The organism is Streptomyces sp. CB01373 (genome assembly GCF_002803075.1).
Taxonomy (GTDB): Bacteria; Actinomycetota; Actinomycetes; order Streptomycetales; family Streptomycetaceae; genus Streptomyces.
Map to the genome: position 1 here is coordinate 52,626 of NZ_NNBK01000002.1, position 24,319 is coordinate 76,944.

Sequence of the window (24,319 nt, forward strand, 5' to 3'; positions counted from 1 at the left end):
GTGACCCGGGCGGAAGGCGACGACCGGAACCCGCCGGTGACCGGGGCGGTGGAGCGCGAGTCTGGGGGCATGACGACAGTGAGCGGAACGACGGGATACAGCGCACGTGCCATCGCCCCGGCGGTGCTGGCGCGGCTGCGGGAGCGGGACGACGCCGGACGCCCGGCGGCCCCGTACACCGACGAGGAGGGCGGCGCGCCTCTGCGCTGCTGCCTGCGCAGGAGCGAGCCGGGGGAGCGGATCGCGCTGGTCTCCTACGCCCCGCTGCGGCGCTGGGCGGCGGAGACGGGCGCCGCCCCGGGCGCGTACGACGAGCAGGGGCCGGTCTTCATCCACGCGCGGGAGTGCGCGGGGCCGGCCGGCGAGAGCCGTCCGTTCAGCAACGCCCACCGTGTGGTCCGGCGCTACGGCGCCGACGGGCGCATCCTGGGCGGGCGGCTGGTCGGTGAGGGCGCCGCCCGGTTCGACGCGGCCTTCGCGGAAGCGTTCGACGACCCGGCCGTGGCGCTCGTCCACGTCCGGGCCGTCGAGTACGGCTGCTTCCTCTACGAGGTGCGCAGGGGCCAGTGACTAGCCCTTCAGCTCCGCCGCCACCAGCTCCGCGATCTGCACCGCGTTCAGGGCCGCGCCCTTGCGGAGGTTGTCGTTGGAGATGAACAGGGCCAGGCCGTTGTCCACCGTTTCGTCGCGGCGGATCCGGCCGACGTAGGACGGGTCCTGTCCGGCCGCCTGGAGCGGCGTCGGGATGTCGGAGAGGGCGACGCCGGGGGCACCGCCCAGCAGCTCGGTCGCGCGCTCCACGCCGAGCGGGCGGGCGAAGCGGGCGTTGACCTGGAGGGAGTGGCCGGTGAAGACGGGCACGCGCACGCAGGTGCCGGACACCTTCAGCTCCGGGATCTCCAGGATCTTGCGGGACTCGTTGCGGAGCTTCTGCTCCTCGTCGGTCTCGTTCAGGCCGTCGTCGACGAGGTTGCCCGCGAGGGGGAGCACGTTGAAGGCGATCGGGCGCTTGTAGACGGACGGCTCGGGGAAGTCCACGGCCGCGCCGTCGTGGGTCAGCCGGTCGGCCTCCGCGACGACCTTCATGGTCTGGCCGTGCAGCTCGGCGACGCCCGTGAGGCCCGATCCGGACACCGCCTGGTAGGTGGCGACGACCAGCGCCGTGAGGCCCGCCTCCGCGTGCAGCGGCTTGAGAACCGGCATCGCGGCCATCGTCGTGCAGTTCGGGTTGGCGATGATGCCCTTGGGGCGGTCGGTGATCGCGTGCGGATTCACCTCGGACACCACCAGCGGTACATCCGGGTCCTTGCGCCACGCCGAGGAGTTGTCGATCACCACGGCGCCCTGCGCGGCGACCTTCTCCGCCAGCGCCCTGGAAGTCGCGCCGCCCGCCGAGAACAGCACGATGTCCAGGCCGGTGTAGTCCGCGGTGGCGGCGTCCTCCACCGTGACCCCGTCGAGGACCGAACCCGCCGATCGGGCCGAGGCGAACAGGCGCAGCTCGGTGACCGGGAAGTCGCGCTCCGTGAGGATCCCGCGCATGACCGTGCCGACCTGACCGGTGGCTCCGACGATTCCGATCCTCACGGTGACTCCTTCTGCTCATTCACTCTGCGTACGCGGTACGCGCAGGACGGTTCCATCATGCGTCTGTCCTGGGTCCGTCTGTCCAATCATTGCCCACGGAGTGGGACGGCCCGGTGGACGGGCCGCACCGGAAACGCAAGGGGGCGGGCTCCGTATGGAGCCCGCCCCGCCGTCACGTTCCGGAGGTGGAGACCGCCGTTACTGGACGACCTTGCCGATCTTCACGCTGCCGAGGCCCGCGGCGGTGCCACGGGTGTTCAGCACCTGCACCTCGCCGAAGAACTCGCGGCCCGCGGGGGCCGGCTGGTTCGCGACGACGTCGGCGGAGATCTGCGCAGTGCCGTTCGGGGCGAGGGTGTACACCTTCGACTCGTCGACCTTGACCGAGCCGAGCGCCGCCGAGTAGTACACGTCCCGGTAGTCGTAGGCCGTGGTGCCGGCCGGCACCGAGTAGGCGTCGATCAGGACGGTGTACGTGCCCGCGGCGGGCTTGGCGATGGAGACGGACTCCTCCGAGCCGCCCGCGGCCGAGTAGGCGACGCGCGTGCCGGCGGCGTTGTACACGTACAGGTCCAGGTCGGCACCGGCGTCCGAGACGTTGCCGATGGCGACGTCCAGGCGCTCCGCACCGGCCGGCACGACGATGGTCATCGTCTGCTCCTCGCCGTCACGGATGCCGGGACGGTCCGACTTCGACGAGCCCAGCGAGCCGCCCTTGAGCTGGGCGTCAAGACCGGCGAGCTTGTTCGTCAGCGTCCAGGACACGGGGGTCGGCGTACCGGCCTTCGCCTCGTCGACCGTCTGCACCGCGGGGCTGAAGTCCAGGCCGTACACGGCCGCGTTCAGCTTGTACGGGTTGTCAAGGAGCGGCGAGGTACGACGCGCCTCGACCTCGATCTCCCAGACGCCCGGCATCGGCTTGGCGTACGAACGAACGTCCGGACGGCAGGTGTTGGCCGGGTTGTTGTAGTTCGGGTAGCAGTACGGGGTCGAGGTGTTGTCCACCGGGGTGCCGTACGGGTGGATCGCGATGAAGCGGGTCTGGCTGCCGTCCTTGAGGCCGCTCATCGAGACCTCGAGGGTCTTCGCGCCCTCGGGGACCGTCACGAAGTACGACTCGGTGCTGTTGCGCTGCGCCACACCCGACACCGAGTAGGTGTAGGACGGCTTGGCGATGTCCGTGGCGACGACCACGGTCAGCATGATCTGCTTGTCCACACCCTCGGTGCGGTTGTCGTCGACCTCGAGGATCGCGCTGTGCACGCCGGCCGAACCGGGACGCGCCTCGATCTTGACCGTCACCGGCTTGTTCAGCGGCAGCGAGACCTCGTGCGAGCCGACGATCTTGAAGGTGCCGTCGTCGTTCTTCAGGCTCAGGTGGTGCTTGACCGAACCGGCCGCGCCCGTCGTCCGGGTGACCTGGACGTCGTAGGTCTTCTTCTGGCCCTTCTTCAGACCGCCCTCGCGGTCGTACAGACCGGTGCCGAAGTCCGGCGTGGCAAGCGCCCAGGACAGCGAGGTGCTGACCGGGGCCTTGACCGTGTACTCGTGCGCCGAGGCGCCCTTCTCGATCGACTTCCAGGCCTTGACGATGTCCATCAGGCCGGCGCCCTCGCTGTGCGGCTGCTCGCCCTTGATGTGCTGGGCGGTCGAGGTCAGCGCGGTGCGGAGCTTCGCCGGGGGCAGGTCGATGTGCTTCTGCTTGGCCGCCGACAGCAGCAGCGCGGACGCGCCGGCCGCCTGCGGGGAGGCCATCGAGGTGCCCTGGAGCATCGAGTAGCCGGCCGGCAGCGAGTAGCCGGCCTCGGCGACCGGGCCGCCGGGCAGCCAGGTCTGGGTGGTGTTGATGGCCGCACCGGGCGCCGAGATGATCGGCGCGAAGCCGCCGTCCTCACGCGGACCGCGCGAGGAGAACGGCATCATCGAGTACGACTTGTTCACCACGGAGCCGTAGTTGGCGGCCCAGGTCTCCTTGGAGATGGTCGCGCCGACCGAGATGACCTTGTCGGCCAGGCCGGGGTCGCCGATGGTGTTCAGACCCGGACCGCTGTTGCCCGCCGAGATGACGAGCTGCACGCCGTAGGTGTCGATGAGCCGCGTGTAGAGCTGCGCGCGGGCGTTGTTGCCGTCGTTGAGCGCCGGCAGGCCGCCGATCGACATGTTGACGATGTCCACGCCGCGGTTGACGACGAGGTCGATCATGCCCTCGGTGAGCGCGACGTTGGTGCAGCCGCCGTTCCAGTTGCAGGCCCGGGAGGAGACGATCTTCGCGCCCGGGGCGGCGCCGTTCATCTTGCCGCCGAACAGGCTGTTGGCGGCGGTGATGCCGGCGACGTGCGTGCCGTGCTCGGACTCGATCACGCCGATGTTGACGAAGTCGGCCTTCTTGCCGACCCAGGACCCGCCGTAGGGGTCCATCGCCACGTCCTTGCGGATCTCCACGACGAACGGGATGCGCATGTCCGCGCCGGTCGCGGGGTCCTTCTTGTCCTGGCCGAAGTAGCCGACCTGGTAGCCGTCCTTGTACGGCTTCATCGGAACGTCGTCCGTGAAGTCGTTGTTGTTGTTCAGGTCGACGCGGACGGTGCCGTTCGCCGGGTCGTACAGGACGCCCCAGACGCTGGTGGTCCTGCCGTCGCGGTCCAGGTCGCCGTCGGCGTCGCCGCCCTTGGTGGCGGACTCGCTGAAGGTGTTGAACAGGAAGTTGCCCGCAGGCGCCTTCCAGGTCTTGCCGCCCGCGGTGAACTGGGGGCCCGTGACGCCGGTGGTCATCGGGCGCCAGGTGCCGTCGCTGTCGACGATCGGGTCGGTGGCGGTGACCCAGTCGACGATCTTGCGCTCGCCGGTGGTGGTCTTCTGGAGGGCGGGGTGGCCCAGGTCGACACCCGAGTCGAGGACGCCGATGGTCACGCCGCGGCCGTCCGCCTTCGGGTTCTTCTTCACGAAGTCGACGGCGCCCGTCTCGAAGGACGGGTTGTACGGGTTCTCGGCAGGGGTGTTCTTGTCCGGCGCCGGGTAAGTTCCCTTGTCCTTGCCCTTGCCCTTGTCCTTGCCCTCGGGGGAGTCCGCCTCGGGCCGCGGGTCGTCGAGCGGGATGTCCTGCTTGAGGTCGATGGCCTGCACTGAGGACAGCTTCGCGGCGGCGGCGATCGCCGAGTCCGCCTTGCCCGTCGGCACGGTGGCGCGGACGTAGCCGAGCTTGTCGTAAGTGCGGCCCACGGCGCCGCCGTCGACCGCGTTCAGCTGCTTGGCGACCTGCGCGGTCTGGCCGGGCTCGGTCGCGATCATCATGGTGACGTTCTTGGCGCCCTCGGCCTTGGCCTCGGCGAGCAGTTCGGCACCGGCCGAACCGAGTTTGTCGCCCGCCGGCTTGACGGCCGGGTCGGTGGACGCGGGGCCGTCCTGGGCGACGGCCAGAGGTATCGGGCCGGCCACGGAGAGCGCGGCCACCACGCCGGCGGCCATGGCGATACGGGCCAGGCGTCTCGCGCTCGTGAGCGGTGCGCGCTGGGGGTCGGGGGTCATCGGCATCCCTTGCAGGTAAAGGAACCAAGCGAGGTGCGATCGGGGTCGATCGCGATCGTCCGAATTTCGGAGTCGGATGATCGCTCAGCTTTACCTAAAGGAAAGATGTTTGACGAGAGTTGGTCCTGACAGGATGGACGCATGGCGTACTTCCGCCATGCGCCACGAGGGGCATAGGGGCCCAAACCGTGGCGCTTCTCCCGGTGGCGCGGGCGTGCAACCGCCCCTGTGTTCACGGGCGTTCACCCTGCGTCGCACCGGGCCCGCGGACCTCGCCGATTCGCTACGGACAGCCCCCTTCCTGCCGTAACGTCCCCCCATGAATCAGGAGTTGAGGGTGGCGGCCTACGCCGTGTGTGTACGGGACGGACGGCTGCTGCTGGCCCGCTGGGTGGCGGGCGACGGCACCCGGCGGTGGACCCTGCCCGGCGGTGGCATGGAGCACGGCGAGAACCCCTACGACACCGTCGTGCGCGAGGCCGAGGAGGAGACCGGCTACACCGTCGAACCGGTCGCCCTTCTGGGCCTGGACTCCGTCCGCCGCCACTACCCGCGCCCCCAGGGCGCCCAGGCCGACTTCCACGGCCTGCGCATCCTCTACGAGGCCCGTGTCACCGGCGGCGAACTGCGCCACGAGACGGCCGGCTCCACCGACCGGGCGGCCTGGCACCCCCTGCCCGCGGTGTCCGCCCTCCCCCGGGTGGGCCTGGTCGACGTGGGCCTCCACCTGTGGCACGCCCGCCCGCCGGCGGGAAACCCCGCCTGACGGACGAGGAGGGGCCGCCGGATCGGAATCCGGCGGCCCCTCCTCTCCCCTCCTGGTGCGTCCCCGGTGGACGTCCGGTCACTACCGGGGGAGCGCGACCACGTATGCGGCCGGGTCGCGGTCGGTGGCCGCCATCAGGGCGGTGCGGACGACCGTCGCCTGCTGCTCCAGGGACTCGCGCAGCTTTCTGGGGGTCAGGTGGACGACCGTGATGCCCAGTCGTTCCAGGTGCTCGCGCTTGCCGGTGTACTCGGAGACCACAGCCTCGTCGTCCGGCCGGCCCCCTTGGCGGTGGGCGCGGGTGTCCAGCTCCAGCGCGACCGCCTGCTCCGGCCAGTACGCGTCCACGCCGCCGAGCAGCGGGCCGCCCGGCAGCCGCAGGTCGACGTTCCAGACCGGGTCCGGCAGGCCGTGCTCACGCACCATCCGGTACAGCCGGTCCTCCGCGAGCGCCCGCCCCTCGGCCAGCAGCAGGTCCACCGCGTCCACCACGTGCGGCCGGCTCAGCAGCCCGGCCCCGGCCAGCTCGCGGACCACGGCGGACGGCTCGCAGTACCCTCCGCGCACCGCCTCGGTCAGCAGCCGCCGTACCGTGCCCGCGTCGGACAGACCGGCCACCGCGTCCGCCAGGGCGCGCGGCACCGGGGCCACCGGCAGGCCCGTGACCGCCTCGGCGGCGGGCAGGCCGGCCGTGCGGACGATCCGTGCGCAGCCGGCCGAGCGCAGCCGCCGGCCGCGTTCCACCAGGACGTCGATCTTCTCCAGCGCCGGCAGACCGGGCGACGCGTCCAGTCCGTGCAGGGTGAGCGCCGCGAGACCGGTGACCATCGCCTCCGCGTACACCGGCCGGTGCGGGCCCTGGGCGGTCGGCTGCGCCGGCACCCCGGCGGCCGCGCGAGGGAGCGGTCCGCGCGCCGCGTACAGGAGCACCGCGTGCAGCCGTTCCTCACTGGTCGGTGGGCCCGGATGGAGCAGGAACACCCCCGGCAGGAACTCCTGCCAGGGCCCGCCGGCGTGGCACCGTGCGGCGGCCTCGGCCGCCGACACTCCGTGCTCGCGCAGCTGAGCGGTGGTCAGGACCCGGCGCGGGGCCTCGGCGAGGTGGTGCAGGGGGCGGGGGGAGAGCGGGGTTTCGTGGTTCATGTCCGGCACGTTTCCCGCACCGTGTGCGGCCGTTAACCGCTGTTACACGCCCGTTGGCAAATCTGGACAAGTTCGCCCTAAAGGACGGTTGTTCGGATGCCGAAAACCCCTGGTCCCCTCGCGGGTGGACCAGGGGTTACGGCAGGCCGGGCACGCATCTTGTAACAGTTACCGCACGCCCGACCCTTGGCCAGAACCACGTGTCAGTCGGAGGACGTTCCGGCCGCCGCGTCGCACTCCTGTCCGCGCAGCGCACGGGCCAGGTCGTCCCGGGCCTCCAGCACCAGGCGGCGCAGCGCGGGAGCGGCCCCCTCGTGCGCGGTGAGCCACGTGTCGGCCGCCCGCAGGGTCTCCGGCGAGTCCTGCAGCGCCGGGAACAGCCCCCGCACGACGTCCATGCCGATCTGGATGGACCGCTCGGTCCACACCCGCTCGATCGCCTCGAAGTACCTCGGCGCGTACGGCGCGAGCAGCTCCCGCTGGGAGGACTGCCCGAAGCCCGCGATCGTCGCCTCCACCAGCGCGTTCGACAGCGCGTCCGAGTCCACCACCTGCTCCCAGGCCCGCGCCTTGACGGCGGCCGAGGGCCGCGCGGCCAGGCAGCGCACCTGGTGCCGCTTGCCGGAGGCGGTGTCGTCCCGGGCGAGTTCGGCGGCGAGCGCCTTCTCGTCCGCCACCCCGTGCGCCGCCAGCGGCTCCAGGAACGCCCAGCGCAGCTCCTGGTCCACCTCCAGGCCGGCGATCTCCTCCGCGCCGTCCAGCAGACCCTTCAGCAGCTCCAGGTCGTTCGGCGCCGAGGCCGCCGTGGCGAAGAAACGCGCCCACGCGAGCTGGTGCTCGCTGCCCGGCTCGGCCTGCCGCAGCTCGGCCAGCGCACCCTCGGCCAGCGCCCGCCCGCCCGTCTCCCGCCACTGCGGCGCCGCGTAGTTCACCAGCGCGGACTCCGCCCAGGCGTGCAGCATCTGGAGCACGCCGATGTCGGTCTCCCGGCCGGCGAAGCGCAGCACCAGGCCGACGAAGTCCCGCGCCGGCAGCAGCGCGTCCCGGGTCAGGTTCCACAGCGCCGACCAGCACAGCGCGCGGGCCAGCGGATCGGTCAGGCCACCCAGGTGCTCCCGCAGCGTCGCCAGCGAGGTCTCGTCGAAGCGGATCTTGCAGTAGGTCAGGTCGTCGTCGTTGACCAGCACCAGATCGGGCGCGTCCGCACCCGCCAGCTCGGACACCACCGTACGGGCGCCGGCCACGTCGGTCTCGGCGCGCGCGTACCGCTCCAGCGCACCCACCTGGGAGCGCTGGTACAGGCCCACCGCCACCCGGTGCGGGCGCAGCTCCGGGTGGTCCGCCGGGGCAATGACAGAGGCCTCCTGGAGCACGGCCAGCTCCTCGATCCGGCCGTCGGCGCCCAGCACCACCTGCGGGGTCAGCGAGTTGACCCCGGCCGTCTGGAGCCACGACCGCGCCCACGCGCCCATGTCCCGGCCGCTGGTCTCCTCCAGCACCGCGAGCAGGTCGCCCAGCCGGGTGTTGCCGTAGGCGTGCCGCTTGAAGTAGCGCCGCGCGCCCTCCAGGAAGGCGTCCTGGCCGACGTACGCCACCAGTTGCTTGAGCACCGAGGCGCCCTTGGCGTAGGTGATGCCGTCGAAGTTCAGCTTGGCGTCCTGCAGGTCGCGGATGTCCGCGGTGACCGGGTGCGTGGAGGGCAGCTGGTCGGCGCGGTACGCCCACGCCTTGCGGCGGTTGGCGAAGGTGATCCAGCCGTCGGTGAAGCGGGTCGCGCCGACCAGCGAGAACGAGCCCATGAAGTCGGCGAAGGACTCCTTCAGCCACAGGTCGTCCCACCACTCCATGGTGACCAGGTCGCCGAACCACATGTGCGCCATCTCGTGCAGGATCACATTGGCCCGGGCCTCGTAGGAGGCCTGCGTGACCTTCCCGCGGAAGATGTACTCCTCCCGGAAGGTGACCAGGCCCGGGTTCTCCATCGCGCCGAGGTTGTACTCGGGCACGAACGCCTGGTCGTACTTGCCGAACGGGTACGGGTAGTCGAAGTGGTCGTGGAAGAAGTCCAGGCCCTGCTTGGTGACCAGGAAGACGTCGTCGGCGTCGAAGTGCTTGGCGAGTCCCTTGCGGCACAGCGCGCCCAGCGGGATCTCCAGCCTCGTACCGTCCTCGAACACCCGCTCGTAGGAGTCCGTCACGTGGTGGTACGGACCCGCGACCACGCAGGTGATGTACGTCGAGATCGGCTTGGTCTCGGCGAACCGCCACACCTGGTCGTGCCGCTCGCCGGCCCCGTTGCTCCACACCGTCCAGTCCTCGGGCGCCCGCACCTCGAAGCGGAACGGCGCCTTGAGGTCGGGCTGCTCGAAGTTGGCGAAGACCCGGCGGGAGTCGGCGGGCTCGTACTGCGTGTAGAGGTAGACCTCGCCGTCCTCCGGGTCGACGAAGCGGTGCAGGCCCTCGCCGGTGCGCGAGTAGGCGCACTGCGCGTCCACGACCAGCTCGTTGTCGGCGGCCAGATCCTCCAGGAGGATCCGGGAGCCGTCGAAGACCTCGCTGGGGTCGAGGTCCCTGCCGTTGAGCGAGACGGCGGTGACGCTCGGCGCGAGCAGGTCGGCGAAGCTCGACGCGCCCGGCTCGTTGCAGCGGAACCGGATGGCCGTCACGGACCGGAACGTCCGCGGACCGTCCCCGGTGTCCTCGCCCACCGCGGACCGCACGTCCAGGGACACCTCGTACCCGTCGACGGACAGCAGGGCGGCCCGCTCCCGGGCCTCGTCGCGGGACAGATTCTCACCGGGCACAGGCGGCACTCCCTCGGATGTTTTCACGATGTGGACAGCATCGATCCTGCCATGCGGATATGCGGCGCGGCAGCCGGGAATGCCGTGCCCGACCGTCGATGTTGGCAGTTCAACGACCCTTTACCGAGGAGAGCCATGTCCGAGACCGCCTCCGCCGCGACCCCGTCGTCCGGCAAGACTCCCGTCGACTTCTGGTTCGACCCGCTGTGCCCCTGGGCCTGGATGACGTCCCGGTGGGTGCTGGAAGTGGAGAAGGTGCGGGACATCGAGGTCCGCTGGCACATCATGAGCCTCGCGGTGCTCAACGAGCCGAAGCTGGACGAACTGCCCGAGGAGTACCGGGAGCTGCTGACCACCAAGGCGTGGGCGCCGGTGCGCGTGGTCACCGCGGCCTGGCAGAAGCACGGCCAGGACGTCCTCGGCCCGCTCTACACCGCGCTCGGCACCCGCTTCCACAACCGCGGCGAGGGGCCCACCCGCGAGGCCCTCGTCGCCGCGCTCGAGGAGGTGGGCCTGCCCGCCGACCTGATCGACTACGCCGACCAGGAGAACTTCGAGTTCGACGCCGAACTGCGCGCCTCGCACAAGGAGGGCATCGAGAAGGTCGGCCAGGACGTCGGCACCCCGGTCATCGCGGTTCCCGGTCCCGACGGCGAGCAGATCGCCTTCTTCGGCCCGGTCGTCACCCCCACCCCCAAGGGCGAGCAGGCCGCCCGCCTCTGGGACGGCACCCTCGCGGTCGCCTCCGTCCCGGGCTTCTACGAGATCAAGCGCACCCGCACGGTGGGGCCTGACTTCAGCAACCTGTGACCCGTCCGGCAGGCGGAAGCCCCCGCGGGTCGCGTACTCGCGGGGGCCTCTCCCTCTCCGGCCGGCGGTGTTCCGCGCCGTGTCAGCTCCGGGCGCGCCGGCGCTGCCGGAGGTACCCGGCAGCCGCCAGGACCAGCGTCATGCCGCCCGTCGAGTACAGCTGCACCCGGGTGCCGGACTCCACGGCCATCAGGGCGAAGACCGCCGCCATGCCGGCCAGGGCCACCCAGGTGAGCCACGGGAACGCCCACATCCGGACCGTCAGCCTCTCCGGCGCCTCCTGCTCCAGCCTGCGGCGCAGCCGCAGCTGCGAGACGGCGATGAAGATCCAGACGACGAGGATCACCGCGCCGATCATGTTCAGCAGCCAGGGGAAGACGTCGTTGGGGCGCCAGTGGCTCAGCAGCACGCAGACGAAACCGAAGACGGAGCTGGCCAGCACCGCGCGCCGCGGCACCCCGCCGGTGACCCTGGCCAGCGCCTTCGGCCCCTGACCGCGCTCGACCAGCGAGTACGCGATGCGCGAGGAGCCGTAGATGTTGGCGTTCATCGCGCTCAGCAGCGCGACCAGCACCACCACGTTCATCAGCTGACCGGCGCCCGGGATGCCCAGGTGGTCCAGCGCGGCGACGTACGGGCCCTTCCCGACGACCTCCCCCGAGTCCCAGGGGACGAGCGTGACGATCACCGCCATGGAGCCGACGTAGAACAGCGCGATGCGCCACATCGCCGTGCGCACGGCACTCGCCACGCCGCGCACCGGGTTCTCCGACTCGGCGGCCGCGATGGTGACCGTCTCCAGGCCGCCGTAGGCGAAGACCGAGGCGAGCAGGCCGACGACCAGTCCGTGGCCGCCGTGCGGCAGGAAGTCGGTGAGGTTCGAGGCGCCCGGGGAGTCGGTGCCGGGCAGCACGCCCGCGACGGCCAGCACACCGAGGACCAGGAACAGGGTGATCGCGCCGACCTTCAGCGCGGCGAACCAGAACTCGAACTCGCCGAAGTTCTTCACCGCGGCCAGGTTCGTGCCGCAGAACACCACCATGAACAGCGCCACCCACACCCACTCCGGTGTGCCCGGCAGCCAACCGGTGACGATCTTCGCGGCGCCCATGCCCTCCAGACCGACCGCGGTGCACAGCAGCACCCAGAACGACCAGCCCGCGGTGAAACCGGCCCATGGACCGAACGCCCGCTCGGCGTGCGCGGAGAACGAGCCCGACGACGGATACGCCGCCGACATCTCGCCGAGCATCCGCATGACCAGCATCACGAGCGCGCCGGACAGGGCGTAGGCGACGACGATCGAGGGGCCGGCCGCGGCGATGCCCGCGCCAGAGCCGACGAAGAGGCCGGCGCCGATCACACCGCCCAGGGCGATCATCGACAGATGGCGCTGCTTCAGGCCGTGGGACAGGGAGACGTCGTCCGCCTGCGGGGGCGTTTCGACCGTGGTGCTGCTTGGCATGGGGGCGGCTCGTCCGGTTGGGGGGAGGTGCGAAAACTCCCACAGTCTGGGCGGCCGCCCCAGCGCGCCGGAGCGGCCGCTCACGATCCGGACGCGCCGTGTGCGGGGAGTGAGGTGCCGACTACCGGAGCGGGCGACTCGGGCGTTTGGCGGGACCCTACAGTCGCCGTCCCCTCCTCGCACGTGGCGGAAACCGCGCCACCTCAGTGACCGGCATCACGTCCCACCGGGTGTGCGGACCTTTCTTTGTGTGAAACGGACCAAGCGTCCGCTCCCCCCTTGTCGACCGCTGACGGTGATCGCCGCGCCACCGCTGGGATAGCGTCACGCTGTCCCGAACTGCCCTCAACTCGCGGAGTCCCCATGAGCACCGCTGCCGCCACCCCCACCCGTACCGGGGTCGTCCTCGCCGACCTGCTGCCGGCGTCCCGTGTCCGGGACGTGGCCCTCGTGGTGGGCGGCGCCGCGCTCACCGGACTGGCCGCCCAGATCTCGCTGCCCGTGCCGCACTCCCCGGTGCCGGTGACCGGCCAGACCTTCGCGGCGCTGCTCGTGGGCACCTCGCTGGGCGCCGGCCGCGGTCTCGTCGCCCTCGCGCTCTACGTGCTCGCCGGCGCGGCGGGCGTGCCGTGGTTCGCGGGCGGTGCCTCGGGCGCGGGCTCCGTCTCCTTCGGCTACGTCCTCGGCATGCTGCTCGCCGCCACCGTCGTGGGCGCCCTGGCCCGCCGCGGCGGCGACCGCAACGTCTGGCGCACGGCCGGCACGATGGTGCTGGGCACGGCGATCATCTACGCGGTCGGAGTGCCCTACCTGGCCCTGGCCACCGGCATGTCCGCGTCCGCCGCGGTCGCCGCCGGCCTCACCCCGTTCCTGATCGGCGACGCCCTCAAGGCCGCCCTGGCGATGGGCCTGCTGCCCACCGCCTGGAAGCTGGCCGGGAAGTGACCGCACCCTTCCCGGTGCCGTAGTTCTCCGCCGATCCGCGGAAGCCTGCGCAAGAGGCCGGCCGGTGGACGTCGCTCCGTGACGTCCACCGGCCGGCCTCTTCGTCGTTTCCCGTCCCGGCCGTCGTCAGCCGGTGGCGACCTTCTCGGTCTCCTCGTCGGCTTCCTCTGCGGCCGGGGTCGCGGCCGCAGCACGGCCCTTGTCGAGCCTCTGCTTGACGAAGGAGATCGCCAGCACGATGGCCGCGACCAGCATCGACAGCAGTACGGTCTCGCGGCCGTCGTGCTCGGTGTCGGTGAGCATGTAGCCGAAGACGAAGACGATCAGCGCGGCCGCCGCCCACGTCAGATACGGGTACAGCCACATCCTCACGACCAGCTTCTCCGGCGCCTCCCGCTGGATGATCTTCCGCATCCGCAGCTGCGAGAAGCAGATCACCAGCCAGACGAACAGGGCGACCGCGCCGGAGGAGTTGACGAGGAACAGGAACACCGAGTCCGGGAACCTGTAGTTGAAGAACACGGCCACGAAGCCGAACACGACCGAGGAGACGATCGCGGCCATCGGCACACCGCGGCGGGTGGTCCGTGCGAACGCCTTCGGCGCGTCCCCGCGCTCGCCGAGCGAGAAGGCCATCCGGGAGGCCGTGTAGAGGCCGGAGTTGAGACAGGAGAGCACCGAGGTCAGCACGATGAAGTTCATGATCTGACCGGCGTGCGCGATACCGAGGGAGTCGAGGGCGGCGACGTAGGAGCCCTTCTCGCTGATCGACTTGTCGTTCCAGGGCAGCAGGGCGACCACGACGAACACGGAGCCGAGGTAGAAGACGCCGATACGCCAGATGATGCTGTTGGTCGACTTGGTGACGGCGCGCTGCGGGTCCTCCGACTCGCCCGCCGCGAGGGTGGCGATCTCGCTGCCCATGAAGGAGAAGACGACGAGCAGGACACCGGTGAGGATGGCGCCGGGCCCGTTCGGCAGGAATCCGCCGTGGTCGGTGAGGTTGCCGAGCCCCGCCTTGTCGCTGTGCGCGCCGGGCAGCAGGCCGAACACGGCCAGTCCGCCGATGACGATGAACGCGCCGATCGCCACGACCTTGATCCCGGCGAACCAGAACTCGAACTCCCCGTAGGAGCCGACGGAGACGAGGTTGGTGGCGGTCAGCACCACCATGACGATGAGGGCCCAGCCCCACTGGGGCACGGCCGGCACCCATTCGGAGAGGATCTTGGCGCCCGCGGTCGCCTCCACGGCCAGCACGACGACCCAGAAGAACCAGTACAGCCAGCCGATGGAGAACCCGGCCCAGCGGCCGAGCGCCCGGTCGGCGTGCGCGGAGAAGGAGCCCGAGGTGGGGTTGGCGGCGGACATCTCGCCGAGCATGCGCATCACGAGGACGACGAGCGTGCCGACGAGGGCGTAGGACAGGAGGATGCCCGGTCCGGCGGTGGCGATGGCGGAGCTGGAACCGACGAAGAGGCCGGCGCCGATGACGCCGCCGATCGCGATCATCGACAGATGGCGGTTCTTGAGCCCGGCCTGGAGCCCCGAACTAGTCATGGACGGAAATTCCTTTGCTCTGGTGGAGCGGTCCCCCGCACGAGCGGTGTACGGGATGGTCCAGTGAATCGGAGGCATTGGAATCCGTGAACCTTCGAAATGTAATTGTTACTTGAGGTTTTTTTGAGGTTTCAAAGGTATAGGTATTTCTTTCTCGCGGGTGTGATAGTGCGCTGACCCGACTCTGCCGCCCGCATTCCGCCGTGTCACACTCGGACCATGCGCGTGTATCTCGGCTCCGACCATGCGGGCTTCGAACTCAAGAACCACCTCGTCGAGTGGCTCAAGGCGGCGGGCCACGACCCCGTCGACTGCGGGCCCCACATCTACGACGCCCAGGACGACTACCCGCCCTTCTGCCTGCGCGCCGCGGAGCGCACGGCCGCGGACCCGGACTCCCTCGGCATCGTGATCGGCGGCTCCGGCAACGGTGAGCAGATCGCCGCGAACAAGGTCAAGGGCGTGCGTGCGGCCCTCGCCTGGAGCGAGGAGACGGCCTCCCTCGGCCGCCAGCACAACAACGCGAACGTCGTCGCGGTGGGCGCGCGCATGCACACCGAGGAGGAGGCGACGAAGTTCGTCGAGACCTTCCTCGGCACGCCCTTCTCCGGCGACGAGCGCCACATCCGCCGCATCGAGATGCTCGAGGCCTACGAGTCGACCGGCGACCTCCCCCCGATCCCGCCCCACCACCCCCAGCAGTAGAACTCCGGGACGCAGCCCCGCCCCCGGGTCCCCCCTTCCACCCACCGAGTCGGGCGGATGGGTGGGAAACGGGGTCCGGGGCAAAGCCCCGGGTCCGGCGCGCCTCCACCCACCGAGACCGGCGGGTGGGCGGGCAAAAAACCACAAGAGAGGACACCCGTGCCGGAGGGGCACACCATCCACCGCCTGGCGCAGGACTACGCCGCCCGCTTCCGAGGCCGGCGGACCACCGTCACCAGCCCCCAGGGCAAGTTCACCGCCGCCCCCCTCCTCACCGGCGCGGAGCTCACCCGCACGGAAGCCCACGGCAAACACCTCTTCCTGCGCTTCCGCGAGAGCGACTGGATCCACATCCACCTCGGCCTCTTCGGCAAGGTCGCCTTCGGCGACGCCCCCGCGCCCCCGCCCACGGACACCGTCCGCCTCCGCCTCGCCAACACGGCCTCGTACGTCGACCTGCGCGGCCCCACCACCTGCGCCCTGATCAACGACGCCGAGAAGCAGGCCGTGCACGACCGCCTCGGCCCCGACCCCCTGCGCCCCGACGCCGACCCGGACCTGGCCTACGCCCGCATACGCCGCAGCCGTACGACCATCGCCGCCCTGCTGATGGACCAGAAGATCGTCGCGGGCGTCGGCAACGTCTACCGCGCCGAGGTCCTCTTCCGGCACCGTGTCGACCCCTACCGCCCCGGCAGCGACGTGACCCCGGCCGAGTGGGACGCCATCTGGGCCGACCTTGTCGCCCTCATGCGCGAGGGCGTCCGCAACAACCGCATCGACACCGTCCGCCCGGAGCACACCCCCGAGGCCATGGGCCGCCCGCCCCGCGTCGACGACCACGGCGGCGAGGTCTACGTCTACCGCCGCACCGCCCTGCCCTGCCACATCTGCGGCGCGGACATCCGCACCGCCGGCCTGGCCGCCCGCAACCTGTTCTGGTGCCCCACCTGCCAGCAGCCCGCGAGGGCCGGATGAGACGGCCGTCTCAGAACCCGTGCGGCAGCCACGGCGCCACCGCCGAGCCGAACGCCACCGACACCGGGGCCAGCATCCCGGGCCGCAGCTCCCGTACCCGCCCGGCCGCCGCCAGCCCGGCCAGCGGCACGCCGCCGAGATAGGCCGTTCCCAACTCCCGTACAGACAGGGAGAGTTCCGCCGCGTCCGAGGTGCGTTCGCAGGAGGCACCCTTCGGGTCCCCGGTCAGCCGCCACCGCCCTGCGTTCCAGGGGCAGAAGTCGTCCGCCACCTCCAGCACCACGTCCACCGGCGTCTGGTAGGTCCGCGCGGCGAGCGCCGCCCCCACGTCCACGAGCCGTACGTACAGCGAGTCCTTCAGCCGCGGCCGGCACCGCCGGATGTCGGACACCAGGTACTGCCAGGCGTCGTCGACCGGCTGCCCCCGCACGGTCAGCGTCGAGGTCAGGTCGATGCCGAACAGGAAGCGCCACAGCGCCGCGTCGCTCGCCGGGTCCAGCGCGGCCAGGTCCCTGAGCTGCACCGTGCCCTCCGGCCCGCCGACGCCCCAGCCGGACTTGACGCGATAGCGGGCGTACCCCGTGATCTCGCCGGCCCGCTCGGCGACCACGCACTGCAGCGGCGAGGCACCGTCCCGGGCGCTCTCCGGATCGAGCAGCGCCACCCGCTCCCAGCCGGGCTGCCGGGCCAGCATGCCGGGCCGCCCGGGCACCAGCCGCGCGTAGACCGCCTCGCAGTCGTCCAGCGCGTCGGCGGGCGCCGCGAACCGCAGGCGTACGTCGTCCGTGCCGGCCGGGACCGTCAGACCGGCCCGGCCGGTGTCGATCTCGGCGGCGAGCTGGAAGGTCGCCGCGCCGTACCCGAAGCGGCCGTAGATCGCGGGCTCGGAGGCGGTCAGCACCGCCAGCGGCTCGCCCCAGGAGCGCACGTCGTCCAACTGCCGCCGCATCATGGACGTCAGCACACCGCGCCTCCGGTGCGTGGCGGCCACGCTCACCATCGTGACGCCGGCCGCCGGCAGCAGGTCGCCGCCCGGCACGGTGATCCGGAAGCTGAACGCCCCCGCCGTGCCCACGCACGTGTCCCCGTCCCAGACACCCAGCGAACGGTCGAGCTCGGTCAGGGCGTTCCAGACCTCCCGCTCCTCGTCCAGCTCCGGCATCCCTCCGAAGGCGCGGATCAGGTTGTCGTACCAGGGGCTCCACTCGTCGCGTCGCAGCACCCTCGGCCCGGTCGCATGCTCAGTCGCCATGCGCCATGCCTACCAGCGCGCAACGGAACGGGCGAACGAATTTCGTCCAGGTGGCAGCGCGACGGCCGCCGGTGAAGTTCACTGTGAATCCGAGCCTCGGACGGGGGACAAGTGGGACCTCCCGTGCCAAGCGTCAGGTCGGATGGATAGGGTCCCCAACTAATGGCAGCAGGACGACAGCGGCGCGCGGAAGCCGAGACGTTCACGGCCCGGTTGAAGATGCAGTGGCACCGGGCCCGAGTCGGCGTGCGCAGAGCCGCCGTCGACTACTTCCGCGGGGACGGCTCGGACTGGATCGCGCTCGGCGGTCTGCTGCTGACCATCCCGCTGATCCTGGCGCTGACGCTCGCCAACTCGGTGTGGTTCTCGCCGGTCGCGCTGGTGCTGCCCATCGTCGCCGGCGGGCTGCTGCTGCGCCCGGCGAGCCTGCTCGGCCTGTACGCCGCCGCGGCCACGGCGCTGATCGTGGAGTCGGTGCGGCTCGGGCCGTACACCGAGGGACCGTCCCGGGTGACCCCGGGCGTGGTGCTCGTGGTCGCCGCCTGCGGCTTCTTCGGGCTGATCATCGCCCAGTTCCGCAGCCGGGTCGGCGTGCCCTGGCGGCGCGGCGGCACCATGCTGTTCGACCTGCGTGAGCGCATCCGCGTCCAGAGCAAGCTGCCGCAACTGCCCGGCGGCTGGCACCACGAGATGGCGCTGCGCCCGGCCGGCGGCCAGTCCTTCTCCGGCGACTTCGTGGTCGCCGCCCGTACGAACGGCGGCCGCACCCTGGAGGTCGTGCTCACGGACGTGTCCGGCAAGGGCATGGACGCGGGCTCGCGGGCGCTGCTGCTGTCGGGCGCGTTCGGCGGTCTGCTCGGCAGCCTGCCCCCGCACGCGTTCCTGCCCGCCGCCAACGGCTATCTGCTGCGCCAGGACTGGGACGAGGGCTTCGCGACCTCCATCCATCTGGTGCTGGACCTGGACTCCGGCGACTACGAGCTGTACTCCGCGGGGCACCCGCCGGGCCTCCAGCTCAGCGCGGGCAGCGGCCGCTGGGAGGAGAAGGCCGCCGAGGGCCCGCTCCTCGGCGTGTACGGCGGCGCCCAGTTCGACCCGGTCAAGGGCTCCCTGCGCGCCGGGGACGTCCTGATGCTGTTCACGGACGGCCTGGTGGAGACGTCGGACCGGGACATCGTCGAGGGCATCGACCGCCTCACGGGCGAGGCCGACCGCTATGTCGCCGGCGGCTTCCACGGTGCCGCCTGGCACCTGATCGAGGCGGTGGCGAAGGACGTCAACGACGACCGCGCCCTGCTCCTGATCTGCCGCGAGGGCCCCACGGCGCTCGTGGCACGCTGACACACTGGGCATGTGACCGGCACACCCCGCACCCCGCGCACCCTGTCCCTGGCCGAGGTCGAGACCGTGGCCAGGGCCGCTCACGAGGGGCAGACCGACAAGGCGGGCCGGCCCTACGCCGAGCACCTGAGGGCCGTCGCCGAAGGCGTGCGCTCCCGGGGCGGTGACGGCGAACAGATCGCGGCGGCCTGGCTGCACGACTCCGTGGAGGACGGCGTCCTGTCCGAACGGTGGCTGTGCGAGGCCGCGCTGAGCCGCCGTACGAAGGACATCGTGCGCGCGGTCACCAAGCGGGCGGGGGAGGAGCCGGAGGCGTACGCGCGGCGGATCCTCGCCACGCCCGGGGCGTTGCTGGTGAAGGAGGCGGACCTGGCGCACAACGCCGACCCGGCCCGCCTCGCGGTCCTCGACGAGGCCACCCGCACCCGGCTGACCGGGAAGTACGCGCGGATGCGTGCACTCCTCGGTCTCCCGGACGGTCCCCTCAGGCGCTGACCGAGCCGGCCTTTGCCGGCTGCGGCCGCTGTGCCTCCCGGCGCTCGCGGGCCTGCTCGCCCGCGTCCTGCCGGAAGGCCCACTTCATCTCCGGTTCCATCACGCAGCGGAAGACCCGCCGCACGGGTCCCGTGCACAGCAGGGTGACGACCGACGCCGCCAGGACGGCGACGAGGATCTCGCCGAGCGGGCCGTGCAGCCAGGCATGGTCGAACCAGCCCTGGTAGTCGGCGCCCTTCAGTACGAAACCGTGCAGCAGATAGCCGTACAGCGTGCCCGCGCCGAGCGCCGTGAACCACGTCCGGCGGCCCGGCACCCAGGCGAAGAAGCAGGCGGTCAGAACCAGCGAGCAGCCGAACAGCGCCAGCGTCATCACCGGGCCGACCCACCAGGGAGCGGCCAACGACTGTGCCGCGTCACGGTGGTAGAACCAGTCGGAGTTCATCCGCGGCACCGCCCACCAGCCGACGCACAGCGCCATCGCCACCACCGGCACCGACGCGATCCGCACCGAGCGGCGCCGCACCAGCTGGAAGTGCTCGGGCTTCATCACCAGACCCAGCACGAAGAACGGCAGGAACTGAAGAACCCGCTGGAGGTCCAGGTCGTTTCCGATGCTCGGGCTGAGCGACGCCAGCATCGCGACGCCGAGCGCGACCGGCAGCGGCCAGCGGACCTGCTTCCACAGCGGGGTGGTCAGCCGCCAGACGAACAGGGCGCACAGGAACCAGGTCAGGTATCCCGGCGAGAGCAGGCTGATCTGCTGATCCGCGTCGCCGCCGACATAGCGCTGGTAAAGGGGGTACGCGGTCTCGAAGACGATGTACGGCACGACGACGCCGGTGATCAGCCGCCGGAGCCGGTCGGGCCGGGTGTCGAAACTGCGGGAGAAGAACCCGGAAATGATGATGAACGCCGGCATGTGGAAGGCGTACACGACCATGTACAGGCCTTCCAGTACGCGGCTGTCGCCCTTCAGAGGCTCCCAGGAGTGCCCCATCGCGACCAGCAGAATCGCCAGGTACTTGGCGTTGTCGAAGAATGCGTCGCGCCGCTTGACCTGGCTTCCGCCCGACTCGGCGGACGCGCGCGGACTCGGCACTCCGGAGGCCGACGACGGTGCCGGGGGTGGCGACGTGCTGTTCTGGCCGGGGGAGGGGTCAGCGCGAAACATGTCAGGCACCCTAGCGTTGTCCATGGAGATCAGCGAAACCCCCTGGTCCTATTCCTGGCTATTGGCTTCGGCTACCCCGGAATGGGCCGAGCCGGCATGACTGCCGGAGTGACGGTCGACACATCGCACGTGCGCTCACCTCGCCTCGAGCGCCCCCAATGTCAGTATTCGTCCCCATGAGTTGGGGCAAGCGGTCCCGCCTTCCATGGTTATTCGAATTCCCTGCGAACACGATGTGTGCGTCCGGAAACGATCTCTCCGAATTCCCGCACGGAAGGCGCCGCGACAGTGTCGAATTGCCGCGTGCGGCAGGGGGGATGAAGGGCGAGGCCGCATGCGGACCCGGCGTCCGCGGCGCCGCCGGGGGCCGATGATGTGTCAGCCGCCGCATACGGCGGCCCGGTTGGTGGCACGATGGTTCCAGCGGGGTGCGCGGGGTGGCGTCCGCGGGCCGGGAGAGCGACCGACCGAGGGTGTGATCAGTTGTGGCCATTTCACTGTCAGTGGTGCTGCTGTTGGCGATCATCCTGGTGGTGCTGCTCCGAGGCGGAACCATCAAGGCCGGGCCGGCCATCGTCGCCATCCTCTTCGGCTTCTTCCTCGCCTCCACCGGAATGGCGCCGTCGATCGAGCGCTTCCTGAACTCGATAGCGCACACGATCAACTCGATCAGTTTCTGACGAGAGCATGCCCGGCCCTGAGTCGTGCGATTGCCCTGGCTGCTGCCGTTCGGCACCGCTGGCGTCTCCGGGATGACCGCGCCGCTCTCGGGCCACCTGTCCCGTGCCCTCGAAGCTCCGGGGGAGCCGCCGCTGCGGCCGCTGCCGCCGGTCGCCGCGGAACTCCTGCGCTCCCGTCGGCAAGGCCCTGCACCCCGAGGAACTCGTCGGGCCCGGCTCGATGCACGAGGAGGCCGGCCGCGACCTGCTTCTGGAACGTGGCTTCCAGTCGGCCCTGGCCCGGTTCGCCGCCACCCACGCGAGCTGGGACGGCCCCGCCGCGACGATCGAGGAACTCCTGGTCAGCACGGCCGACAAGGTCTGGAAGGACAAGCGCGTCCCGCACCTGGAGGACAGGCTCGTCCGGGAACTCGCCTCGGCGACGGGGCGGGAGCCGTGGGAGGAGTACCTCGCACTCGACGATTCGCCCGTCCGGCTCGGGGCGGACGCCGGCCGTCGCCTGGCCTTCCAGTCGGCGTTCCCGGTCCGGCCCTGACCCGTCGGGCCGGCCGGAAGAGCCACCGCTCGCGATCCCTGGAAACGATCAGGGCCAGGTCGGAGGAAACATCCTCCGACCTGGCCCTGAATCATCTGGAGCGGGCGACGGGAATCGAACCCGCGTAGCCAGTTTGGAAGATCGCGTAACCGGATGGCGTCTGACCTGGCAAGGCGCTCACCTGCGGCTTCGTGTGTCATTCCCCGTGGCTCCCTCCGGCGTCCCGTTACGTGCCGCTCCTTCGGGCACGTGAGGGGCACAGAGGTCACCATGGCCTCAGGTGCGAGGGAAGAGGCCGCGATGCCCGCAGCGGCTCCGTGGTCACGATCTCAGTACATCAGAGACTGGAGTCTCTAGCGGCTGCCAAGATCGGCCTATGTCGGTTGACGAGAGCGGCAAGGGTGATAGAGGGACGATGTCCTCGAACGCCCGTGCGACACGTAGGTGGGTGCTCCGCCTCGTCAGCGGGCTTGTGGGTGTGGTTGTCACCGTAGGAGTCATATGGCGCATGAGTGAGCGAGACGGTCGACCGTCCGGCCCCGCCTTCCCTGCCACAGGTGCGGCAGAAGCATCGGTCGCCGGTAGCACCCGGGCTGTGCCGCCTCAGACATGGATCCGTCTCGATGCCGCTGAGCGGTGTAGGTACTGGTGGCGGACCGGATTCGTGACGTTGGTTTTCGTCGGCTGGACGGTGGTGGCTGGGTTCTCTGAACCGGCCGCTGAGCGGTGGTGGTGGATCGGCGGCGGCGTCGTGTTTTACTCGCTCATACTCCTCTCGATGGTCAACCAAGGGACCGGTGCGACGCTCCTCACGTCCGAGGGCCTGGAGTTCCACACCTTCTTCAGTCGCAGATCAGTGCCTTGGAGCGAGGTTGCGGGGATTGAGGAGCGTTGCCGCACAGGACGGAGTGGTACGTGGTCGGATGTGCGTGTCGTCCGAGTTCGCGGAAGGGCGCTCACGGTTCCGGGGGCCTTCACTGCTCGCATGCACGATCCCAAGTTCGAGGCGAAGTTGGCGACGGTCCGCGAGCACAGGACTCGCGCAGCCGATAGCTAGGACCGCATCAGGTAGTTGACAGGGCGAACGTTGGCTGATGCGGCACTAGCAGTCGTTGCAACACGTTGGTCGTGGTGTGTGGCTGGCTAAAAGGTCTTGCTTCACTTCCCGTCGGTGTCAGCGGGAAGTGAAGCGTCTTCGTGCGCTGGGTCTTCGGCTGGGGCGCGGTAGCGGCCCATGCTCGCCGCGATCAGAACGCCTCCGACCGGAGCTGCGAGTCCAAAGGCCAGCGGGGCCAGCGGGCTGTCTTTCACCAGGTTGACCAGGACAGCCCAGCCGACCAGGGCGGCGATGAGCACGGGATGTCGGATGATGTGCCGCGCCATGATCTTCAAGCGCTGGCGTCCGCGGGCGCGGGTGAGTTGTTCCCACTCTGACGCTGCCATGCCATCAGCTTAGGGTCAGCCCACTCCTCAGCTCAGCGAGCCATGCCTGTAGTCGGGAGCCGTAGACTCCGGGTCGGCTGATCCTCGGGCAGGGGGAACTATGCGGCATCGGCTCACTGAGCGCACGTGGAACTGGAGCGTGCGGCAGAAGGTTGCGGTCTATCTGGTCTCGCAAGCCCTGCTGCTGTGGGTGGTAGTGGCTGTGGTGGTCGGCGGGGGCATCGGTGTGCCGCTCCCTGTCTGGGTTGGCATGTGGTGCGGCCCTGCGCTGGGTGGGCTCGTAGGAGTTTGGCGGGGCGCGAGGGATTTCAGTGACCGAGTCAAGGCGACGGGCGCCGGCCGACAAGAGGACGGCGCCCGAACGAGGCCAAGGCTTTGAGGTCTGTGATCATCCTTATCAGGTCGATCACAGGGGTTTGCCAACGTCGACCAACCGCCCCTGCGCCTCGGCCGATCGTTCGCTGGGGGCCGGTCTCGACCGCTGCCGTACGCGCTTGTTGGTGTCAGCCGTTGGTGTCAGCCGCCGCAGGTGGTCTTGACAAGTGCCTGTCTCGTTCAGCAGGGGCAACGGTTTGGCGACCGCCCCACCAACCCCCTCATTGACCAGGAGTCGCCGCGCCTTCTGGGACGTCTGTGGCACGCTGGGCGGTCACCAAGTACCCCGCGAATCGGACGTCTGGTCGAGCCTCTGCCCACCCATCCGCTTCCTCGACTGGAACCAACACGGTTGTGCCCCGAACCGGCTGGTGCACGTTGGCCGTGCCGCCTGGGGACACCTCGTAACGGCAGTGCACCTCGGCGACTGTCAGCACCTTCAACCAGGTCGGCGCCTGCTCCTCCTGGTCGTGATGCTCCTCGCGGAAGTCGATCTCAGCCGCACGGTCGGTACCGACGACGTCGGCGTAATCCTCCGAATCGACCTCCAGCAGCCTCCACGAGACAACATCCCCCGGCGTGAAGCTCTCGCCACAGCACTGGATCTGCCAGTCATCGACCCAAATCGTCAACGTCATGCCGCCATTGTCTGCCGAGTGACCTGTGCTCACCAGGGCTTTTGTACATCACCCACGCAGACCCAAACCCACCACTCACCCCAGCTCCCATCCCGTCC

Annotated in this window: 20 protein-coding genes; 10 read left to right on the forward strand and 10 right to left on the reverse strand. The window is 70.4% G+C overall.

Features of this window, described 5'->3' with window-relative positions; translation table 11 throughout:
• The first annotated feature begins 69 nt into the window (after positions 1-69).
• Positions 70-570, forward strand: a complete 501-nt coding sequence (locus CG719_RS02525) for a DUF1203 domain-containing protein (protein ID WP_100567164.1) — start codon at positions 70-72, stop codon at positions 568-570.
• Here CG719_RS02525 and CG719_RS02530 read toward each other — a convergent pair whose 3' ends face one another.
• Both CG719_RS02530 and CG719_RS02535 read right to left on the reverse strand, forming a co-directional pair.
• Positions 571-1,587 carry an aspartate-semialdehyde dehydrogenase gene (locus tag CG719_RS02530; RefSeq protein ID WP_100566814.1) on the reverse strand — a complete coding sequence of 339 codons (1,017 nt, stop codon included), beginning with the start codon at positions 1,585-1,587 and terminating at the stop codon, positions 571-573.
• 198 nt (positions 1,588-1,785) lie between these two features.
• Positions 1,786-5,112, reverse strand: a complete 3,327-nt coding sequence (locus CG719_RS02535) for a S8 family serine peptidase (protein WP_100566815.1) — start codon at positions 5,110-5,112, stop codon at positions 1,786-1,788.
• Between the two features lie 319 nt (positions 5,113-5,431).
• Here CG719_RS02535 and CG719_RS02540 point away from each other — a divergent pair, with 319 nt between their 5' ends.
• On the forward strand, positions 5,432-5,878 hold the full coding sequence (locus CG719_RS02540; RefSeq protein WP_100566816.1) for an NUDIX hydrolase: 447 nt from the start codon (positions 5,432-5,434) through the stop codon (positions 5,876-5,878).
• A gap of 81 nt (positions 5,879-5,959) precedes the next feature.
• Here the strand turns inward: CG719_RS02540 and CG719_RS02545 are convergent, their stop codons facing one another.
• Together CG719_RS02545 and pepN are read right to left on the reverse strand one after the other, a co-directional pair.
• The gene (locus tag CG719_RS02545) at positions 5,960-7,021 is read right to left on the reverse strand and encodes a hypothetical protein (RefSeq protein WP_100566817.1); all 1,062 of its coding nucleotides are present in this window, start codon (positions 7,019-7,021) and stop codon (positions 5,960-5,962) included.
• A gap of 203 nt (positions 7,022-7,224) precedes the next feature.
• Positions 7,225-9,825 (reverse strand): aminopeptidase N, encoded by a 2,601-nt coding sequence (pepN, locus tag CG719_RS02550; RefSeq protein WP_100566818.1) that lies wholly within the window; start codon positions 9,823-9,825, stop codon positions 7,225-7,227.
• A gap of 135 nt (positions 9,826-9,960) precedes the next feature.
• Between pepN and CG719_RS02555 the strand changes: the two genes are divergently transcribed.
• On the forward strand, positions 9,961-10,635 hold the full coding sequence (locus tag CG719_RS02555; RefSeq protein WP_100566819.1) for a mycothiol-dependent nitroreductase Rv2466c family protein: 675 nt from the start codon (positions 9,961-9,963) through the stop codon (positions 10,633-10,635).
• Between the two features lie 82 nt (positions 10,636-10,717).
• Here CG719_RS02555 and CG719_RS02560 read toward each other — a convergent pair whose 3' ends face one another.
• Positions 10,718-12,100, reverse strand: a complete 1,383-nt coding sequence (locus tag CG719_RS02560) for an amino acid permease (RefSeq protein ID WP_100566820.1) — start codon at positions 12,098-12,100, stop codon at positions 10,718-10,720.
• 363 nt (positions 12,101-12,463) lie between these two features.
• Here CG719_RS02560 and CG719_RS02565 point away from each other — a divergent pair, with 363 nt between their 5' ends.
• A complete protein-coding gene (locus tag CG719_RS02565; RefSeq protein WP_100566821.1) occupies positions 12,464-13,045 on the forward strand; it encodes a biotin transporter BioY in 582 nt (193 codons plus the stop codon).
• A gap of 126 nt (positions 13,046-13,171) precedes the next feature.
• On the opposite strand, the gene CG719_RS02570 is transcribed toward CG719_RS02565, so the two are convergent.
• Positions 13,172-14,605, reverse strand: a complete 1,434-nt coding sequence (locus CG719_RS02570; RefSeq protein ID WP_100566822.1) for an amino acid permease — start codon at positions 14,603-14,605, stop codon at positions 13,172-13,174.
• A 219-nt stretch (positions 14,606-14,824) separates the two neighbouring features.
• On the opposite strand from CG719_RS02570, the gene CG719_RS02575 reads away from it, so the two are divergent.
• Positions 14,825-15,310: a ribose-5-phosphate isomerase gene (locus tag CG719_RS02575; protein WP_100566823.1), complete on the forward strand. Its 486-nt coding sequence runs from the start codon at positions 14,825-14,827 to the stop codon at positions 15,308-15,310.
• Between the two features lie 159 nt (positions 15,311-15,469).
• The gene (locus CG719_RS02580) at positions 15,470-16,288 is read left to right on the forward strand and encodes an Fpg/Nei family DNA glycosylase (RefSeq protein ID WP_100566824.1); all 819 of its coding nucleotides are present in this window, start codon (positions 15,470-15,472) and stop codon (positions 16,286-16,288) included.
• 10 nt (positions 16,289-16,298) lie between these two features.
• Here CG719_RS02580 and CG719_RS02585 read toward each other — a convergent pair whose 3' ends face one another.
• Positions 16,299-17,540, reverse strand: coding sequence for a GNAT family N-acetyltransferase (locus CG719_RS02585; RefSeq protein ID WP_100566825.1), 1,242 nt, complete (start codon positions 17,538-17,540; stop codon positions 16,299-16,301).
• Positions 17,541-17,702: 162 nt separating this feature from the next.
• On the opposite strand from CG719_RS02585, the gene CG719_RS02590 reads away from it, so the two are divergent.
• Positions 17,703-18,881 carry a PP2C family protein-serine/threonine phosphatase gene (locus CG719_RS02590; protein WP_100566826.1) on the forward strand — a complete coding sequence of 393 codons (1,179 nt, stop codon included), beginning with the start codon at positions 17,703-17,705 and terminating at the stop codon, positions 18,879-18,881.
• A gap of 12 nt (positions 18,882-18,893) precedes the next feature.
• Positions 18,894-19,376 carry an HD domain-containing protein gene (locus CG719_RS02595; protein ID WP_100566827.1) on the forward strand — a complete coding sequence of 161 codons (483 nt, stop codon included), beginning with the start codon at positions 18,894-18,896 and terminating at the stop codon, positions 19,374-19,376.
• Here the strand turns inward: CG719_RS02595 and CG719_RS02600 are convergent.
• The gene (locus tag CG719_RS02600; RefSeq protein ID WP_100566828.1) at positions 19,366-20,550 is read right to left on the reverse strand and encodes an acyltransferase family protein; all 1,185 of its coding nucleotides are present in this window, start codon (positions 20,548-20,550) and stop codon (positions 19,366-19,368) included. The two genes, CG719_RS02595 and CG719_RS02600, sit on opposite strands and share 11 nt — an antisense overlap.
• A gap of 485 nt (positions 20,551-21,035) precedes the next feature.
• On the opposite strand from CG719_RS02600, the gene CG719_RS02605 reads away from it, so the two are divergent.
• The gene (locus CG719_RS02605; RefSeq protein WP_100566829.1) at positions 21,036-21,230 is read left to right on the forward strand and encodes a hypothetical protein; all 195 of its coding nucleotides are present in this window, start codon (positions 21,036-21,038) and stop codon (positions 21,228-21,230) included.
• A gap of 103 nt (positions 21,231-21,333) precedes the next feature.
• Positions 21,334-21,765, forward strand: coding sequence for a hypothetical protein (locus CG719_RS02610; RefSeq protein WP_234375385.1), 432 nt, complete (start codon positions 21,334-21,336; stop codon positions 21,763-21,765).
• A 1,158-nt stretch (positions 21,766-22,923) separates the two neighbouring features.
• Here the strand turns inward: CG719_RS02610 and CG719_RS02620 are convergent.
• Complete coding sequence (locus tag CG719_RS02620; protein WP_100566830.1) at positions 22,924-23,208, reverse strand: hypothetical protein; 285 nt, start codon at positions 23,206-23,208, stop codon at positions 22,924-22,926.
• 596 nt (positions 23,209-23,804) lie between these two features.
• Positions 23,805-24,221: a DUF6578 domain-containing protein gene (locus CG719_RS02625; protein ID WP_100566831.1), complete on the reverse strand. Its 417-nt coding sequence runs from the start codon at positions 24,219-24,221 to the stop codon at positions 23,805-23,807.
• Between the last annotated feature and the right edge of the window lie 98 nt (positions 24,222-24,319).

Bases quoted from the DNA above. Each gene is read 5' to 3' on its own strand.
- CG719_RS02525 (WP_100567164.1), top strand. From the start codon at position 70: ATGACGACAGTGAGCGGAACGACGGGATACAGCGCACGTGCCATCGCC.
- CG719_RS02535 (WP_100566815.1), bottom strand. From the start codon at position 5,112: ATGACCCCCGACCCCCAGCGCGCACCGCTCACGAGCGCGAGACGCCTG.
- CG719_RS02540 (WP_100566816.1), top strand. From the start codon at position 5,432: ATGAATCAGGAGTTGAGGGTGGCGGCCTACGCCGTGTGTGTACGGGAC.
- CG719_RS02545 (WP_100566817.1), bottom strand. From the start codon at position 7,021: ATGAACCACGAAACCCCGCTCTCCCCCCGCCCCCTGCACCACCTCGCC.
- CG719_RS02555 (WP_100566819.1), top strand. From the start codon at position 9,961: ATGTCCGAGACCGCCTCCGCCGCGACCCCGTCGTCCGGCAAGACTCCC.
- CG719_RS02560 (WP_100566820.1), bottom strand. From the start codon at position 12,100: ATGCCAAGCAGCACCACGGTCGAAACGCCCCCGCAGGCGGACGACGTC.
- CG719_RS02565 (WP_100566821.1), top strand. From the start codon at position 12,464: ATGAGCACCGCTGCCGCCACCCCCACCCGTACCGGGGTCGTCCTCGCC.
- CG719_RS02570 (WP_100566822.1), bottom strand. From the start codon at position 14,605: ATGACTAGTTCGGGGCTCCAGGCCGGGCTCAAGAACCGCCATCTGTCG.
- CG719_RS02575 (WP_100566823.1), top strand. From the start codon at position 14,825: ATGCGCGTGTATCTCGGCTCCGACCATGCGGGCTTCGAACTCAAGAAC.
- CG719_RS02585 (WP_100566825.1), bottom strand. From the start codon at position 17,540: ATGGCGACTGAGCATGCGACCGGGCCGAGGGTGCTGCGACGCGACGAG.
- CG719_RS02590 (WP_100566826.1), top strand. From the start codon at position 17,703: ATGGCAGCAGGACGACAGCGGCGCGCGGAAGCCGAGACGTTCACGGCC.
- CG719_RS02600 (WP_100566828.1), bottom strand. From the start codon at position 20,550: ATGTTTCGCGCTGACCCCTCCCCCGGCCAGAACAGCACGTCGCCACCC.
- CG719_RS02620 (WP_100566830.1), bottom strand. From the start codon at position 23,208: ATGGCAGCGTCAGAGTGGGAACAACTCACCCGCGCCCGCGGACGCCAG.
- CG719_RS02625 (WP_100566831.1), bottom strand. From the start codon at position 24,221: ATGACGTTGACGATTTGGGTCGATGACTGGCAGATCCAGTGCTGTGGC.